The organism is Iodobacter sp. BJB302 (genome assembly GCF_002735645.1).
GTDB lineage: Bacteria > Pseudomonadota > Gammaproteobacteria > Burkholderiales > Chitinibacteraceae > Iodobacter.
Genome location: NZ_PDZG01000026.1, coordinates 40842 through 56281 on the forward strand (window position 1 = coordinate 40842; position 15440 = coordinate 56281).

The following is a 15440-nucleotide window of genomic DNA, read 5'->3' on the forward strand; positions in this document are numbered from 1 at the left end:
TTGTATGACTGCTTCCTCACACCTTCCTTACGTTGTATTCGGCGTGACCGGCCGTACCGGCGCCGCTACCGCCGATGCACTTTTACGTTCCGCCCAGGCTGTGCGCGCCGTAGTGCGCGATCCCGACCAAGGCCGGCCATGGGCCGAACGCGGCGCAGAGGTTGCCGTGGCCGATCTGACAGACCTGGCATCAATGGTCAGCGCGCTCAGTCAGGCTCAAGGCGCTTATGTACTCAGCCCGCAGCACTACAACCGTGAAGACCTGTTCGAGAGAGCAGACTTGATTGCCGATATCACGGCGCGTGCCGCAGTGGCAGCTGGCGTGCCAAGACTTGTGGCCCTTTCCTCCGTGGGAGCCGACCGTGAAAACGGAACAGGGTGGATCCGGATGAACCGCATGCTCGAGCAGCGTTTGACTGAGGCTGGTCTGCCTGCCATTTTCCTGCGAGCGGCCTATTTCATGGAAAACTGGATGCCGATGGTCGGGCATGCTGTGCGTAGCGGCACCCTGCCGGCGTTTCTCTCCCCGCCAAATCGCTCTCTGCCGATGGTGGCAACGGTGGATGTTGGTAACGCAGCAGCTGTTTTGCTGCAAGAAAAAAAAATGGAAAGCTGCGTCGTCACACTATCGGGGCCCAAAGACTACGCCCCGAACGATGTCGCCGCCATCGTTTCAGCCACGCTCGATAAGCCTGTCGATGTGGCCGTCCTGCCGGAAGCAGAGTGGCCCAAAGCGCTGGCCGATGCCCATTTCTCAAAGGCCGCCCTTGCTGGTTTTACCGAAATGACCCGTGGCCTTAATGGCTCGCATATCGACATCAGGAGCGACCCCAGCGCAATCGAATGGGCAGGAACAACGACACTCGGGCAAGTCATCGCCGAACTGACACAGCGTCAGCGCTAAAAGCAGGCAGGCCTTATTTGGCTTAGGGTAAGAGCACAGGGTTTTGCCAAGGGGGTGCGACTTTAGTTGTTTTCTTGAGCATTCAAGAAAGCAAACCTGCAAACCCCATCCCCCATTTCTGTGCATCATTTCCCCTATAAAGCGTAATTTATTCTCTTCGAATATCTGGGCAATTCTGTGACACTTAAAACACTGTCACCCAAATAAAGTGAAGCAAATGAATTGGATTGAAATTCTGCAAGCCCAGGCAATCAGCTATGCGCCTAAATTATTTTCTGCACTGATTACACTTTTTATAGGCTGGAAGCTGATCGGTATTGCTACGCAATTGCTCGATAAGATGCTGACGCGCAGCAATGTTGAAGCCACACTCAGGCACTTCTTAGGCAGCCTTGCCAATGTGGCATTAAAAGCGCTGCTATTGATTAGCGCCGCTTCAATGATTGGTATTGAAACCACTTCATTTATTGCTATTTTAGGTGCGGCCAGTCTGGCTATTGGTTTGGCGCTGCAAGGCAGCCTGGGCAATTTTGCAGGTGGTGTGCTGATTTTAATGTTTAAGCCATTTAAAGCAGGCGACTATATCGAGGCGCAAGGCCAGGGGGGCACGGTAGAAGGCATTCAGATTTTTACTACCCGTTTACGCACTGGCGATAATAAATTAATTGTGGTACCTAATGGCCCATTAGCCAATGGCAATCTCATCAATTACTCTGCCCTGCCTACCCGCCGTGTTGATTTTGTATTTGGTATTGGTTATGACGATGATATCGATTACGCACGAAAAGTTATTTTATCTGTATTAAATAAAGATAGCCGCATTCACCATGACCCGGCCCCTATGGTGGTGGTTTCATCGCTGGCAGAAAGCTCGGTTAATTTCACAGTGCGTGTTTGGGCCAATAGCGAACATTACTGGCCGGTCTTTTTTGATACCACAGAAAATATCAAAAAAGCCTTTGATGCGGCAAAGATTTCTATTCCCTTTCCGCAGCGCACTGTGCACCATATTCAGCATAATGAAGCGGCTAAGCCTTTATCAAAAGCCCAGCCTGAGCACGTCAATTAAACGAGCCCCGATGCAAGATTCCCCTGCAGGCAGTTATTCATGCCCGTGAGTAATACGGCAAGAAGGGATAACAGCGCTGGGGAATGTTTGCCTGAACACTTATAATCTTCAGGGTCTGGTTTCCACCCCTGAAGGTTTCTCCATGCCCCATCTGAATATTGAATACAGCAAGAACCTGAGTACATTCAACCCACGCCTTGCTCTGCAACAATTAAACAATGCCCTGATTGAATCAGGGCACTTTGCTGAAGGTGATATTCAAAGCCGGGCAATGGGCTTTGATGATTTTTTGATTGGCAATGTGGACGAGGGCCGCGCCTTTATTCATATCAAACTGCAAATTCTGAGCGGCCGCTCACCCGAAGTTAAAAAAGCACTTTCAGAGGCCCTGCTGCAGGCGCTGAAAACAGACACACCACAAGACATAAAGCTGCTGATCCGTACCGAGATTATCGATATTGATCGCCCATCCTATTGCATGCTGAATACCGGAAGCTAACCCGCGTTTAAAGCATGCAGCTTAAATTGTGAAATTAATCCTTTCATTTTAAGCGCCAGCTCATTCAGACGTGCGGTGGTATCTACCGCACGCTGAGTTGCCTCTACGTTTTCACCCGACATTGCCACAATCTGCTCTATACCACGCGAAATCACATCACTGCCTTTATTTTGCTCCTGCATGGCCGTAGCAATATCAATTACCGATTCAATCACATCGCCAGAACCTGTGCTGCTCTGCTGCACCACTAAGGCCACCGCTTTGGCCTGCTCGTTGCCATTTTTAACCCGCTGTACCCCTTTTTCCATGCTTTCAATGGCGGCCTTGGTGCCTTGTAAAATGCCATTGATTACCCCACCAATTTCCTGCGTGGCCTGAGTGGTTCTATGGGCAAGGGTGCGCACCTCGTCGGCCACCACTGCAAAGCCCCTGCCCTGCTCGCCCGCTCTGGCGGCCTCGATTGCTGCGTTCAAGGCCAGCAGATTGGTTTGATCGGCAATTTCTTTAATCACATTTACAATCGAATTGATTTGATCGGATTGCTCACCCAGGCCCTGGATAATGCCAGCGGTTTCAGTGACGGATTTTTCAACTTCTTCCATCCCAAGTAGCACCCCGGTAATCATTTTAGCGCCATCATTAGACAGCTCTGCCGATTCTGCAGTCAGGCTGTGCGCGCGCTGTGCACTGCTATTCACTTGCTCAATACTCACCACCATCTGGCCAATTGATTTGGCAATAGCCCCCGCCGAGGCGTTTTGATTTTCTGATGCGGTTCGGATTAAGCCAGACTGGGCCGCCAGCTCCTGCCCGTAGCAAATCACCTCTTCTGCGCTATCGCTGACCTGACGGATAATATTTTCTAAATGACTTTGCATCGCCCTGAGTGATAGCAATAACTGCCCCATTTCATCTTTGCGCGAAGTCTCAATATCATTGCAAAAATCGCCATGAGCAATGTTTCTGGCAATTGAGATGGCCTCGCTTAATACCGCCGATATTTGCCTGGTTACCAGAGTAGAAACCAGTGTCATTGCAATAATCACCAGCACCAGAAATACCAACATATGCAACTGAGACTTTTCAAAAACTTCTTCAGAGCCTTTTGACTGATCAGCAGACTGCTTTTCTATTAAATCTGATAAGGCTGCCATTTCTTTTTCTAATACATCAAATTGCTGCTGAAAAACAGGCAAGTCTTTTTCCATTTTTTCTGGTGTATTTTTTGCGTTGGCAAATAACTGAGTGGCTAATCCAATATATGCATCAACAACTGGCTTTACCGTAGCTATTTTATTTTTAATTTGTCCGCTATGCTCCAATTTTTCATTACTGGCAAACATCTCTTTAAAGTGATTGCCATGCTCTGCTAAATCTTTTTCAGCAGAATCAACTTCTTTCATATCATTATTTTTAATGGCCAATATTGCCGACAAAACATCTCCGCGTATTGCATCGTGCATCATGTCGGCCTCCATATGATTACGCATAATGGACTGGCCACCGAGCAAATCATTCACACTATCACGTGATGAATTTTGTCCGCTCAAGCCAATAAAACCCATGATCAGGACCGCAGCGACACCTGAGAGCCCCATCAAAAACAATCTGAATTTCAATGACATTGCCGTATTCCCTGTCTGCGCATCAAACACATAAAAGATAGAACATTGGCAACAATGTGGTATTTTTATTTACTTACAAGCAATAAACTTACAAAAAAAGCCCCGCACTAAGGCGGGGCTTTTAATATTCAATAAGTAAATACTTATTTTATTAAAACAATTCAAATGGCGGATTAGCCGGAACGTTTTATCCCCGCTGCAAAGTAATTCGCGTTATTTCCGAAGGTGCAAACAAACGTTTAGGTGGCCCCCAATAGCCAGTGCCCCGGCTGGTATATACCCAGACATTACCCAATAAATTCAATCCGGCAGTAAAGGGCTGCTGAAAGCGCACAAAAAAGTTCCAAGGGAAAAACTGCCCGCCATGGGTATGGCCGGATAATTGCAGATGCAGGCCTAAATCCTGTGCCTTAAATGCGCTGCGCGGCTGATGCGCAAGCAGCAATTTAAACGGCGAATCGGGCGATCCGGCCAGGGCAGCCTGAGCATCGCTTTGATGATCAGGATAAAAATGCCCGGCGCTGTAATCTGTCACCCCCGCCACCACCAACTGATGGCCGGCGTGTGAGAGTAAAACATGCTCATTCAGCAGCACTTGCAAGCCTAAACGGCGCAACTCGGCAATCCACGGCAGCGCGCCAGAATAATACTCATGATTACCCGTTACAAAAAACGTGCCGTGTGTGGATTTTAATCGCTCAAGCGGCGCGGTATGCGCGGACAAATCAGCCACATTACCATCGACCAGATCGCCTGTTACCGCCACCAGATCCGCACCAAGGCTGTTTACCTTATCCACAATGGAATCAAGATAAGGCTGCTTAATCGTTGGGCCAACATGAATATCGCTGATTTGGGCGATGGTAAAGCCCACTAATTCTGCAGGCAGATTCGCCACCGGCACGGCCACATCCACAATAGCCGCGCTGCGCCGTGCATTGATCAGGCCAAGTAATGTAAACAACACAGCGCCGACAAGCACGCCCACAGCGCTCTGAAGCTGCCAGCTGCTATACGCCGCATCGCTTAATAAATATGCAAGGGGCAGCAAGGAAACATCGCGCAGCAGGCAAAGCGCAAACACCGATGAAGATAAACCCATCACAGTTAAACCCAGCCACGCAAGGCGATCAGCCCATGGCGGCTGGCTGATAAATCTGGCCGCCAGGCCCAGAGGCAGCAACAGGCTGGAAACCACAAGCGCAAGCCAGCCCAGCAACAAGCCCGATCCCTGCAAACCCAAAGCAGGAAACAAACGCATGCCCAGGTAACTATGTGCCAGTAAAATAATGCTGAACATGACAAGCAGCGTTGAACGGGGCGGCGTGGTGTGTTTCAAGTGGGTTTTCCTATGGAGGTAAAAATACGCGGCAAACGCCCGCACTCAAGCTGAGGGGTTCGCAGGAGGGGCTTTAACCGCTCCTGCGCTGAGCACTTAAATGGACAGGATTGAATTTCGCCCACCAACGTATGGCCTTGCCGGAACGTACAGAGGGTAAAACATCCCGCCCGAAATTTAATCCTTAGCCTGCGCATCCCGCATATTGCGGCCAAGCGGATTGGGCTGATTACGTTTTTTAGCCAGCTCAATCTGTTTTTGCCGCTCGCGCGCGCCGTTTCTGGTTTTTTCGCTCAGCGAATTCCAGCAGTGCGGGCAGCTGATTCCGGCCACATAATGCGGTGACTGGCGCTCTTCTGCCGACACCGGCTGGCGGCAGGCGTGGCAGAGGTCGAAATCGCCTTCGCTTAAATCGTGACGAACGGTAACGCGGTTATCAAATACAAAACAATCACCCTCCCATTTGCTCTCTTCCTGTTTTACCGTTTCCAGGTATTTAAGAATGCCGCCTTTAAGGTGGAAGACTTCTTCAAAGCCCTCGCCCAGCATATAGCTGGAGGCTTTTTCGCAGCGGATGCCGCCGGTGCAAAACATGGCCACTTTCTTGTGTTTGGCAGGGTCGAAATGCTGCTTAATATAATCAGGAAATTCACGGAAGCTGGCCGTTTTTGGATCAATTGCACCCTCAAACGTGCCGATGGCCACTTCATAATCGTTGCGCGTATCAATCAGCAATACTTCAGGATCACTGATCAGTGCATTCCAGTCTTCTGGCTCTACATAGGTGCCCACAGCCTGATTAGGATCCACACCCGGCACGCCCAGCGTAACGATCTCTTTCTTTAATTTAACCTTGCTGCGGTAAAACGGCTGCTCATCACAATAAGATTCTTTGTGATCCAGATCGATAAAGCGCGCGTCGCTTTTTAACCATGCCAATAAGCCATCAATCCCGGCGCGGGAACCAGCTACCGTGCCATTAATGCCTTCAAAAGCCAGCAGCAAAGTGCCTTTTACTTCGTTATCCAGCATGGATTGCAACAGCGGCTCTTTAAGCGCTTCAAAATCGGCCAGCGTTACAAACTTGTACAGGGCAGCCACAACAATGGCCTGAGCGTTATTTTGAGTCATTTTTTATATATCTCCAGGTGGTCATCCACGCAAAGGATGGACCGGATAAATGCGGGCAAAAACCAGCGAGGCCGCAGTTTACCTGAAGCAAAAATGAATAACAGCCCGCCAGTCTGCCGGCTTGTTTTCTATATATGGCCTAAACATAAAATATCAATACTGCCTTGCTTAAAGCACAGGGTAAGGGCTAGTTTTAATGGACTGCCTGCCCCCGGAATGAAGAGAATTGATCACGATAATATGCTGGCGAAGATGGGCTTTTAATAAAGCAGCGAAGCCGCAAGCGGCAGATTTGGCGGTTAGCGGGTTTCTCTCATTTGGCCCAGCCTGGCTATTCAGGCAATAAATGAGTGAAATACGCCAGTCCGACATTGACGCAGCAAATCAGCCTTAAAGATAATTGGGGTTAAAAAATGGCAATACCCACCATGAAAAGAATATTTATAAGCAGAGCCATTTTATTCCTGGCTTTTATTGCTGCGCTATATGTGATTATTTTTTATAACAAAATAAATTCAGATCAGCTCTATTTGGCACAGCGGCAAGAGCACGCTGCCTTATGGATTGTAAATCAATTATATGCAGGCCATGATATTGCGGCGCAAGCACACAGCCAGATTATTTTTAATGAGATAAAAAATGAAGAAGACACCTTTAACGATAAAGCATTGCTTATTGCTGCCAGATTTAACACCAAAGAGCAATCCTTACTGAAAGAGATCCTAAGCGCCTCCCTTCAGCCTGCACAAAAAACACAATTAATTAATCAATTATCTGAATCACTGGTAAAAAAGCATGCTGAAATCATTCAGCAAAAATATCAGCAACAGCAAAAGTTCTTTTATATTATTTCAGCCTTCACCCTGATATTGTGCATTATATGTGCCTTGTTTATTTCCCAAACCTATATGGGCATTATCCATAGAATAGGCTGTGGCCCAGGCGAGGCAAGACGCCTGATCATGGAAGTAGTGGCGGGCAATTTACGCGGGGAATTTTCTGCAAATCATAAAAACAGCCTGCTTTATGCACTGCACAGCATGATTGAAAAATTGCATGAGGTATTGGCCGAAATATCTGAAGCATCACATTTACTGGCCAAAACATCACATTTAATTAACACCTCCGCCAAAAACCTCACCTACAACGCCATGGAGCAGGCCACCAGTATTGAAGAAACCAGCGCCTATTTAGAGCAGCTGACCGCCACCGTGGCACAAAACAATGAAAACACCCGCATTACCGAAGATATCTCCGCGCATTCATCCATGAATGCCATAGAAGGCGGCGAAGCCGTTAAAAAAACGGTATTGGCCATGCGCGAAATTGCCAAAAAAATCAGCATAATTGATGATATTGCCTATCAGACTAATCTATTAGCCCTGAACGCCGCCATTGAAGCTGCCCGCGCTGGCGAGCAAGGCAAGGGCTTTGCGGTAGTGGCTGCAGAAGTACGAAAACTGGCCGAGCGCAGCCAGACCGCCGCGCAGGAAATCAGCATTCTGGCCAGCAATAGCGTAGAGCAGGCTGAGCGTGCTGGTGAATTACTGAACGAAATTGTGCCTTCCATTAAAAAAACCGCTGATTTAGTACAGGAAATTGCCGCCGCATCGCGCGAGCAATTTATTGGCATTGAGCAAATTAATCAATCCGCCACTAAATTAAGCAATGTCACCCAGGCCACCGCCATTGCCGCAGAAGATTTATCCAATACATCGGATGAATTATCCATGCACGCGCAAAAGCTGGAAGACGTGATTGGTTTTTTCCAGATGAAATCTTAAACCGTACAGGGTGCCATTTTAACTGCCGCCCTATCCATCAGCGGCACCGCCAAAATAGCCAGCGCAGCACAGGCAAACCAAACACTATGCCCGCCAAAATGGCTGTATATCTGGCTGCTAAATACCGGTGAAATCAGCATGCTGACACTCCAGCACACCCCGTAAAGCCCAAAATAATGGCCGCTTTTACGCCCCTCGGCACGCAGCATCACCAGCACACTCATTGTGGGCATAAACAAGATTTCACCTATGGTCCAAATCGCAGTAGAAAGGCAAACATAGGCAAAGCCCCACTGCACCCCAAAAGGCAGCATGCCCAGCCCAAGCGCCAGTAAAACAGCGCCAAGCGCAAGCTGGCCGCGCTCGCCCCAGTGCTCTGTGGCGCGAGTTAACGGAATCTGTAAAGCCACCACCAGCAGGCCATTAATCGTAAATTGCCAGCCTAAAGCCCCGGCACCCAGCTGATAAAAATCCAGCAGATAATTGCCCAGCATGCTGTTAACCGTTTCGTAAGCCAGCCCCAGCATTACCCCCACCAGCAAAAAAACCATAAAGGGCCAATCCGAATAGGGCGAGGCCAGCCCCTGCTCTGGCCCGGCTGGCGTACTGCCCGCCATAGGCACCGCACTCCAGCGCCGCAAAGCCCAGCGCAACCAGCCAGCCGCCCCAAAAGACATGCTGGCACTCACCACAAATACCCAGCGGTAATCCCAATGCGCTAATACCCCGCCCAGCACACCTGCAATCGCCACCGCCAAATTAACCGCCACCCGATTCAAAGCCTGTGCCCGTGGCCGCTCTGGCAGGCTGCAGTTTTCCATAATCAGGCGCTGGTTAAGAGGCCGCGCTCCCCCGTCGCACACTCCCGATAAAAACAACAACAGCGCCAGCAACCAGGGCGACTCAAGTAATGTAAGGCTGAGCAAGAGTACACCACTGGCAAACATCAGCCGCACAGCCAGTTTGCCTGTGGGCATATGATCGCTCAGCACACCAATGGCGTAAGACCCCAGCAATAAACCCGCCCCGCTGCATGCCAGCAACCAGCCGATGGTATCAATCGAAAACCCCAGCACCTCGCGCAGATACAAAGCCATAAACAGCTTCACCATCACGCCAAGGCGATTAACAAACAGCGCCCCCGCCAGGCCCCAGGCCATTTGCGGCAAATCAGACAGCTTATTTTTAAATGTATTCAGCGATGTGAGCAGCATCAGGCATCCCCATAAAGAAGCCTGAAACTCTACAGATATGCCCTGAGTATAAACAGACGCAATTTAATAAAAGTAAGGGGGTACAGTTGGAATGGTCCCTTTAGATGTTCAGGGCAAGTAAGCGAAACCGGCAAAAAGCAAGATCGAAACATTTCAAAAGTACTTTGAATTTAACAGATTCATGAAATAGATTTAACAATGTAACTTAACAAAAAATTACTTTAATATTTTTTAACGCTTACTAATTAAGCTAAAATTTGAAGGAGTAAGAAATGGAACCATATCTTGGCACTATTCTGGCATTTGGCTTTGATTATGCGCCTCCAGACTGGGCACAGTGCATGGGACAAACCTTACAAGTATCGCAAAACCAGGTCTTATATGCCGTTCTCGGCAACCATTATGGAGGCACCCCTTCGCAAAACTTTATGCTGCCCAATCTTACAGGACGCATGCCCATCGGTGTTGGCCCGGCACAGTCAAGCGTCCCCTTGCCGGCTTATAACATTGGTAATACCGGCGGCCACCAGGCTGTTACCCTGCTTGTAAATAATCTGCCTGCCCATATCCATGCCATGCAAAGCCTGAGTGTTAATTTTCAAGCCGCAGGCACAGCCACCAGCCCGCTGAGCACTCCCTCTGCCACTAACTCATTTATTGGTGCTTCTGGTACAGGTACCGGGCTGGCCACCATCTGGTCAACCACGTTGAGTAATCCGGTCAATGTCGGAGGGCTGAGTGCCAGCGGCAGCACCTCACCAACAGGGAGCGGCCAGGCCATTAATGTGGTGAATCCATATCTTGCCCTGAATTTCTGTATTGCCATTGCCGGGCTGTTCCCGGTAAGGCAATAATTTGGCCTTAAATACGCAGCCACATGATGGAGAGCACCATGCTGGGAAACGTTTGTGCAGAGGATTTTCTACCGCTGCTGGGTAAAGTTTGTTATTTCCAGACAGAGCAGCTGGCGCCGGTAGCAATGCGGGTAGATGCCGTAACCATGCGCCCAAAAACAAAGTTACCCAGCTACTTAAACATCAAACGCCTGCCATTTATGGTTGAGCTCAGCTCGGCCACCGCCAGCAATCTGGCAGATGCCACCGGCACGCTGGCACTGCCCACCGAAGAGCCTGATGCATACAAACAGCTGCATTCTGTGTGGATAGGGCGGGTAGCCTCGCTTGGGCGAGACCCCTCCCTTGCCTATTTTCAACTGCTGTTCAGCTGATTACACTCTTGCCCTGGCCGGGGAATGCTGCGGATACCATACCAGCTTATCTGCCATCACCCCCGGCTCTTCCACTACAAAACCCAACTGCTGATAAAGCAGCCTTGCCTGAGGGTTGTTATGCCAGACAACCACCGCAAGCGGCGTTTTGACTTGAACAGAAGCCTGCTGCAATCCCAGCAGCACACCCCGCCCATAGCCAAGCCCGCGCACCTCGGGCAGCAAGGCCAGAAAAATAATCCGCACCTCGTTGTGGCCAAAATCAGTCATCACCACACCCACTGCTGAGCGCGTTTTTTCCACAATAAAATGCATCGCCCCCGGGAAATGGTCCCCCGTGCCTATCTGCAAAACCTGATACTGCTGCTCAACCACCGAATTAATCAAATCAGCATCACCATCAATACACTGCAAATCGGGGCGGGCACTGCGATACAGGCTGGCAATAAAAGCCGAATCACTATCGCGCGCAGGCCGCAAAGACAAACCATCAGGCAAAGCATTAAACATAACAGCCCTCTTTTAATTGAAAACAAACTGAATCTGAAAACCCTGCCCCTGCAAAACACAACGTGGCCGCAGTTGATACCAGCCAGCACATGCATTATTTATAAACCAAAGACAAGATATAGAAAGCAATTTGAAAGCAAAAAAGAAACAAGCTAATACAACAGACTGCAGTCCGCTTTTAAATACAAAAACAAAATAATTATCTGGCAATGTGCAGCGCAAACCCCTGCTGATCCGGAGCGATATCTGCTTTTAGCGTTAGTGCGGGAATATCGTAATCACCTGCATTTTGCGGGCGAAACGGGATGGGGGCTGTGATCCAAAGATCATCAAGGCGCTGACCCAGCGCCTCACAAACACGGGCAAACATAGCCTCATCAATCCGGCTGGTCCGATAAACCACAAACGGCGGCAAAACATCAAAGCCGGGGTAATGCAAAATGCCATGCTGAATGGGGAACAACAGATCATCAATCGGGCCATTAATCCCGCGCGGGCTGTAGTGAGACTCCCATCCTCCGGCGGTGACCATCAGCATCGCCCGCTTTCCTGCCAGCGTGCCTTCCCCGTAACGATCACCCCAACGGGCATCAGAATGCTCGCCAACGCCATAAGCAAATCCACAGGCATAAACGCGCTCTACCCAGCCCTTAAGAATGGCCGGCATTGAAAACCACCACAGGGGAAACTGCAAAATCAGAGCATCCGCCCACAATAATTTAGCCTGCTCCCGGGCAATATCTGCGCTCTGAGTACCGCTCTCAAACGCATGATCCATCGCCGGATCAAAACGTGTGCCCTGCCTGGCCATGCAATCGCTGGCATCCAGCGTGGCCTTCCACTGCATGGCATACAAGTCTGAAACCTGGACAGAGTGCCCTAAGCCCTCAAGGTGTTTGATGACAAAATTCTTAAGCGAGCCATTCAAGGATTGCGGATCAGGATGGGCATAAACAAGCAGGATATTCATAGCGATGCTTTCAAGATTTAGGAATGCACAGCTTAGGTTTTTGTCAGGTATATTAAAAATGAATTCCCAATATACCAGGTATTAGCATGAATAATCTCCGAAGGCTGGATCTCAACTTATTGCTAACGCTGGATGTTTTGCTTGCCGAACACAATGTAACGCGAGCGGCGCAGCGGCTGAACCTGTCCCAGCCATCGGTAAGCGTGCATTTAGCCAAGCTGAGAGAAATATTTTCAGACCCGCTTTTGCTGCCCGGCCCAAGGGGAATGCGGCCTACAGCAAGAGCAGAAGAATTACGCGAGCCTTTACGGCAAGCGCTCAATGCACTGGAACACGCGGTAGCCCCGGCCAGCCCGTTTAATCCGGCCGAGGCTAAGCACACATGGCGCATTGCCGCTGCCGACTACAGCGAAGCCAGCATCCTGCTCCCCGCCCTGCCCGGCTTACGCTCCGCCGCGCCCAATACCCGGCTTGCCGTTCTGAACCTGGCCCCCGCACGTATTGCCAGGCAAGCAGAACAGGGGGAAATTGATCTGGCCTTCCACACCAGTGCCGGATCACCACAGGGATTGCGCCGCCGGGTACTGTTCTCGGAGCGCTACGTACTGGTCAGCCGGGCAGACCACCCCAGCCTGAAACAAAACCCAACGCTGGCCCAGTTTTGCGAGCTGGATCACGCCATTGTTTCTGCAGACGGAGGAGGATTTTATGGGGCAACCGATGAGGCGCTACAAGGCCTGCAGCGCAAGGTTGTGCTCTCTGTGCCGCACTTTCTGTTTTTAAAATCAGTATTAGAAAACACCAACCTCGTAGCCATGCTGCCTGCACGTTTAGTCAAAGGCAGTAAAACACTGCAAGTGCTGGAGCCACCACTTGATCTGCCCAACTTCGAAATGGCCATGCTCTGGCACGAACGCACCCACCGCGACCCGGCCCACCAATGGCTGCGTGAATACATTGCAAATTCAATTGAGGCGGATCAGGGGATTGGGTAACAGCAAGCTATTCGCGAAGCGGGTGAAAAACCCAAGACCTGAATCCATTTTTGTCTGCAGGCAATAAATACAGCGCTGTCTTGCAGATTAGAATCAACACAGCCTTTAACCAACATTCGCAGAGACCACAATGCCGAAAAATATATTTTACGAAAGCAGCCCGCCAGCCACCGGTGAACGTTTCGAGCCTTTGCACACCCAGCCCGGCCTGCTGATCGAGCGCATCATCAGCTCCCCCCGCATCGCCCACACCGAATACATCCAGCCGCAGGACGAATGGGTACTGCTGCTTCAGGGCGAAGCCAGGCTGGATGTGGCGGGTAAAACCGTGGCCTTGCACAGCGGCGACTACCTGTTTATCCCCGCCCAAACCCCACACACCGTGCTGGAAGTGAGTGATGGCGCGATTTGGCTGGCGGTGCATATTGGGGAGGGGGTGGGAATCCAGCCAGCAGATCAAGCTTGAGAAGCTTTTTAAGTGCCTTCGGCACGTTGATTTAGGTGCGGGTGCCCCCGCAGGGGCCTTCCTTTCTTGAACGGCCAAGAAAGGAAGCGAAAGAAGGTCGCCCCACGAAGCACGAAATCCCCTCGCTGCGGACAATCGAGGCGGCGTCAATTCAACTCGCTTCGCTCAAACACGAATTGACGACGACCCCACCCCGCTTGTTCCTCGCTCGGCGTGCTTCAAGGGGACTCAAAAGCCCCGTGCAAAGAGCGCGGTTATAACTTTCCAAGCTGTATACTTATTGCTGAAATCTAAGCCTTAATTTCAATTAAGGGAATTAACCCAGACAAATACTAATAAAAAAATAAATATATTAACGACATAGTTTTCAAATCTATCTGGCGTAATACCTTGCTTTAACTCATTTCCAGCTGCAAACAAAGAAAAAACATCCATGCTGCGCTAGTAGCACAGGGCTAAAGAATCCCCTTGAAGCACGCCGAAGCGAGGAACAAGCGGGCGGGGTTTCGGCGAGGACTGTTTGAGCGAGCCTGCGAGCGAGTTCCGCAGCCGCCGCTCGATTGTCCGCAGATGAGGGGCCTTCGTGCTTCCGGGGTCGCCTTCTTTGCTTACTTTCTTGGCGAAGCAAGAAAGTAAGTCCCCTGCGGGGGATTCCCGCACCAAAATCAAGGTGCCGAAGGCACTAAAAGTGAAGCAGTCCAAAAAGATCTCTTCAATCACACCGAAACGCTTTCTACTGCAAGGAAGGGCGCGAATACACTAACGACTTATCTCCGATAGTTTATGAAAAGCAACATTCTGATCGGCCCGAAATTGTCTAGAAAACTCTCAGCGTCTCAGCGATTCAAGATATTGATGGGCTCAGCTATGTAATTGATGTCTTGTAGGATAATATGCTAGAAAGATTACAGACAAGGACAGATCAATGGAAGCAAATGCAGAAGTTGAAGTTCAAAAAGATGAGTTTGTGCAGTGGTTCTCAACTAGGCCAAAGTGGGTTCAAACAGCGGCGACCCGGCTTGCTGCCAGTCGAAAATTCCCCACGAAAGAAGAGATAGAGCAGTTGGCCAACCTATGTGTAGCAGAGGCTAATGGCGAAGCTGGCACGGTTTACGAACCAGTCACATACGGGATGCTGGGCACCGCCGCCGGTTCGGCTTCATTCAAGCTCACGAAGCTAGATAAAGTCGTTGGAGTAAACGCAATACGGCACAACGCGAGCCTCGATTTCGGCAATTCAGACTTGTCAGTGGTATTCGGAATGAATGGGACCGGCAAGTCCGGATTCGCAAGGCTCTTGAAACATACCTGCGGCACACGCCACAAATCAGACCTCCTCCCTGACGTTTTCAGTTCGACAAATACCATCCCTTCCTGCGAGGTGGTGATTTCCACTGCCAGCGGGAACGAATTACTCCAATGGCAAGCAGATGCCAAAGGACTCCCACGACTCAGGTCAGTTCATGTGTTCGATACCCCCCTATGTCAGACTAGTTGTCGCCTCTGAATTTTCATGGGCTTGAAAAAAACATAGGCTTCATCATGCAAAAAATTACGTATTCTGACGACTTTAAACACCAAGCATTGAGCAAGGTTTATCAGCGCCAAGGCCGTACGATTGCGTCGGTGGCGCAGGGGCTTAATCTGCCTCAATCGACATTAAAGGGCTGGATGGCTGCCGCTAAAAAATCACAAATGGTGCTCCT

General features: G+C 50.0%; 16 protein-coding genes. 10 read left to right on the forward strand and 6 right to left on the reverse strand.

Annotation, left to right across the window (positions count from 1 at the left end; genetic code table 11):
• Positions 1-4: 4 nt before the first annotated feature.
• From CSQ88_RS10255 to CSQ88_RS10265, 3 genes are all read left to right on the forward strand, one after another.
• Complete coding sequence (locus CSQ88_RS10255) at positions 5-904, forward strand: NmrA family NAD(P)-binding protein (protein ID WP_099398010.1); 900 nt, start codon at positions 5-7, stop codon at positions 902-904.
• 217 nt (positions 905-1121) lie between these two features.
• A complete protein-coding gene (locus CSQ88_RS10260) occupies positions 1122-1973 on the forward strand; it encodes a mechanosensitive ion channel family protein (protein WP_099398011.1) in 852 nt (283 codons plus the stop codon).
• Positions 1974-2115: 142 nt separating this feature from the next.
• On the forward strand, positions 2116-2472 hold the full coding sequence (locus CSQ88_RS10265; protein ID WP_099398012.1) for a 5-carboxymethyl-2-hydroxymuconate Delta-isomerase: 357 nt from the start codon (positions 2116-2118) through the stop codon (positions 2470-2472).
• Here CSQ88_RS10265 and CSQ88_RS22965 read toward each other — a convergent pair.
• From CSQ88_RS22965 to CSQ88_RS10280, 3 genes are all read right to left on the reverse strand, one after another.
• Positions 2469-4097: a methyl-accepting chemotaxis protein gene (locus CSQ88_RS22965; RefSeq protein ID WP_099398013.1), complete on the reverse strand. Its 1629-nt coding sequence runs from the start codon at positions 4095-4097 to the stop codon at positions 2469-2471. The two genes, CSQ88_RS10265 and CSQ88_RS22965, sit on opposite strands and share 4 nt — an antisense overlap.
• 187 nt (positions 4098-4284) lie before the next feature.
• Entirely contained in the window at positions 4285-5436 is a 1152-nt protein-coding gene (locus tag CSQ88_RS10275) for a metallophosphoesterase (protein ID WP_257212551.1), read from the reverse strand.
• A gap of 177 nt (positions 5437-5613) precedes the next feature.
• Positions 5614-6567, reverse strand: coding sequence for a rhodanese-related sulfurtransferase (locus CSQ88_RS10280; RefSeq protein WP_099398014.1), 954 nt, complete (start codon positions 6565-6567; stop codon positions 5614-5616).
• Between the two features lie 428 nt (positions 6568-6995).
• Between CSQ88_RS10280 and CSQ88_RS10290 the strand changes: the two genes are divergently transcribed.
• Positions 6996-8351, forward strand: coding sequence for a methyl-accepting chemotaxis protein (locus CSQ88_RS10290; RefSeq protein ID WP_180273624.1), 1356 nt, complete (start codon positions 6996-6998; stop codon positions 8349-8351).
• On the opposite strand, the gene CSQ88_RS10295 is transcribed toward CSQ88_RS10290, so the two are convergent.
• Complete coding sequence (locus CSQ88_RS10295) at positions 8348-9565, reverse strand: MFS transporter (RefSeq protein ID WP_218963064.1); 1218 nt, start codon at positions 9563-9565, stop codon at positions 8348-8350. The genes CSQ88_RS10290 and CSQ88_RS10295 overlap by 4 nt on opposite strands.
• 272 nt (positions 9566-9837) lie before the next feature.
• Here CSQ88_RS10295 and CSQ88_RS10300 point away from each other — a divergent pair, with 272 nt between their 5' ends.
• Positions 9838-10419: a phage tail protein gene (locus CSQ88_RS10300; RefSeq protein WP_099398017.1), complete on the forward strand. Its 582-nt coding sequence runs from the start codon at positions 9838-9840 to the stop codon at positions 10417-10419.
• Positions 10420-10457: 38 nt separating this feature from the next.
• Positions 10458-10793: a hypothetical protein gene (locus CSQ88_RS10305; RefSeq protein ID WP_099398018.1), complete on the forward strand. Its 336-nt coding sequence runs from the start codon at positions 10458-10460 to the stop codon at positions 10791-10793.
• Here the strand turns inward: CSQ88_RS10305 and CSQ88_RS10310 are convergent, their stop codons facing one another.
• Complete coding sequence (locus CSQ88_RS10310) at positions 10794-11303, reverse strand: N-acetyltransferase (RefSeq protein ID WP_099398019.1); 510 nt, start codon at positions 11301-11303, stop codon at positions 10794-10796.
• Between the two features lie 199 nt (positions 11304-11502).
• Positions 11503-12273 (reverse strand): NAD(P)H-dependent oxidoreductase, encoded by a 771-nt coding sequence (locus CSQ88_RS10315; protein WP_099398020.1) that lies wholly within the window; start codon positions 12271-12273, stop codon positions 11503-11505.
• 86 nt (positions 12274-12359) lie between these two features.
• Between CSQ88_RS10315 and CSQ88_RS10320 the strand changes: the two genes are divergently transcribed.
• The 4 genes from CSQ88_RS10320 to CSQ88_RS23660 all read left to right on the forward strand — a co-directional run.
• Positions 12360-13268 (forward strand): LysR family transcriptional regulator, encoded by a 909-nt coding sequence (locus CSQ88_RS10320; RefSeq protein ID WP_099398021.1) that lies wholly within the window; start codon positions 12360-12362, stop codon positions 13266-13268.
• A gap of 130 nt (positions 13269-13398) precedes the next feature.
• On the forward strand, positions 13399-13734 hold the full coding sequence (locus CSQ88_RS10325; RefSeq protein WP_099398022.1) for a cupin domain-containing protein: 336 nt from the start codon (positions 13399-13401) through the stop codon (positions 13732-13734).
• A gap of 925 nt (positions 13735-14659) precedes the next feature.
• Positions 14660-15241, forward strand: coding sequence for a hypothetical protein (locus CSQ88_RS10330; protein ID WP_099398023.1), 582 nt, complete (start codon positions 14660-14662; stop codon positions 15239-15241).
• 35 nt (positions 15242-15276) lie between these two features.
• The coding region (locus tag CSQ88_RS23660; protein ID WP_143449458.1) for a transposase at positions 15277-15440 on the forward strand (164 nt) is incomplete at its 3' end.

Coding starts and splice junctions, on each gene's coding strand:
- CSQ88_RS10290 (WP_180273624.1), top strand. CDS start 6,996: ATGAAAAGAATATTTATAAGCAGAGCCATTTTATTCCTGGCTTTTATT.
- CSQ88_RS10330 (WP_099398023.1), top strand. CDS start 14,660: ATGGAAGCAAATGCAGAAGTTGAAGTTCAAAAAGATGAGTTTGTGCAG.
- CSQ88_RS10320 (WP_099398021.1), top strand. CDS start 12,360: ATGAATAATCTCCGAAGGCTGGATCTCAACTTATTGCTAACGCTGGAT.
- CSQ88_RS10260 (WP_099398011.1), top strand. CDS start 1,122: ATGAATTGGATTGAAATTCTGCAAGCCCAGGCAATCAGCTATGCGCCT.
- CSQ88_RS22965 (WP_099398013.1), bottom strand. CDS start 4,097: ATGTCATTGAAATTCAGATTGTTTTTGATGGGGCTCTCAGGTGTCGCT.
- CSQ88_RS10255 (WP_099398010.1), top strand. CDS start 5: ATGACTGCTTCCTCACACCTTCCTTACGTTGTATTCGGCGTGACCGGC.
- CSQ88_RS10300 (WP_099398017.1), top strand. CDS start 9,838: ATGGAACCATATCTTGGCACTATTCTGGCATTTGGCTTTGATTATGCG.
- CSQ88_RS10315 (WP_099398020.1), bottom strand. CDS start 12,273: ATGAATATCCTGCTTGTTTATGCCCATCCTGATCCGCAATCCTTGAAT.
- CSQ88_RS10265 (WP_099398012.1), top strand. CDS start 2,116: ATGCCCCATCTGAATATTGAATACAGCAAGAACCTGAGTACATTCAAC.
- CSQ88_RS10295 (WP_218963064.1), bottom strand. CDS start 9,565: ATGCTGCTCACATCGCTGAATACATTTAAAAATAAGCTGTCTGATTTG.
- CSQ88_RS10325 (WP_099398022.1), top strand. CDS start 13,399: ATGCCGAAAAATATATTTTACGAAAGCAGCCCGCCAGCCACCGGTGAA.
- CSQ88_RS10280 (WP_099398014.1), bottom strand. CDS start 6,567: ATGACTCAAAATAACGCTCAGGCCATTGTTGTGGCTGCCCTGTACAAG.
- CSQ88_RS10310 (WP_099398019.1), bottom strand. CDS start 11,303: ATGTTTAATGCTTTGCCTGATGGTTTGTCTTTGCGGCCTGCGCGCGAT.
- CSQ88_RS10305 (WP_099398018.1), top strand. CDS start 10,458: ATGCTGGGAAACGTTTGTGCAGAGGATTTTCTACCGCTGCTGGGTAAA.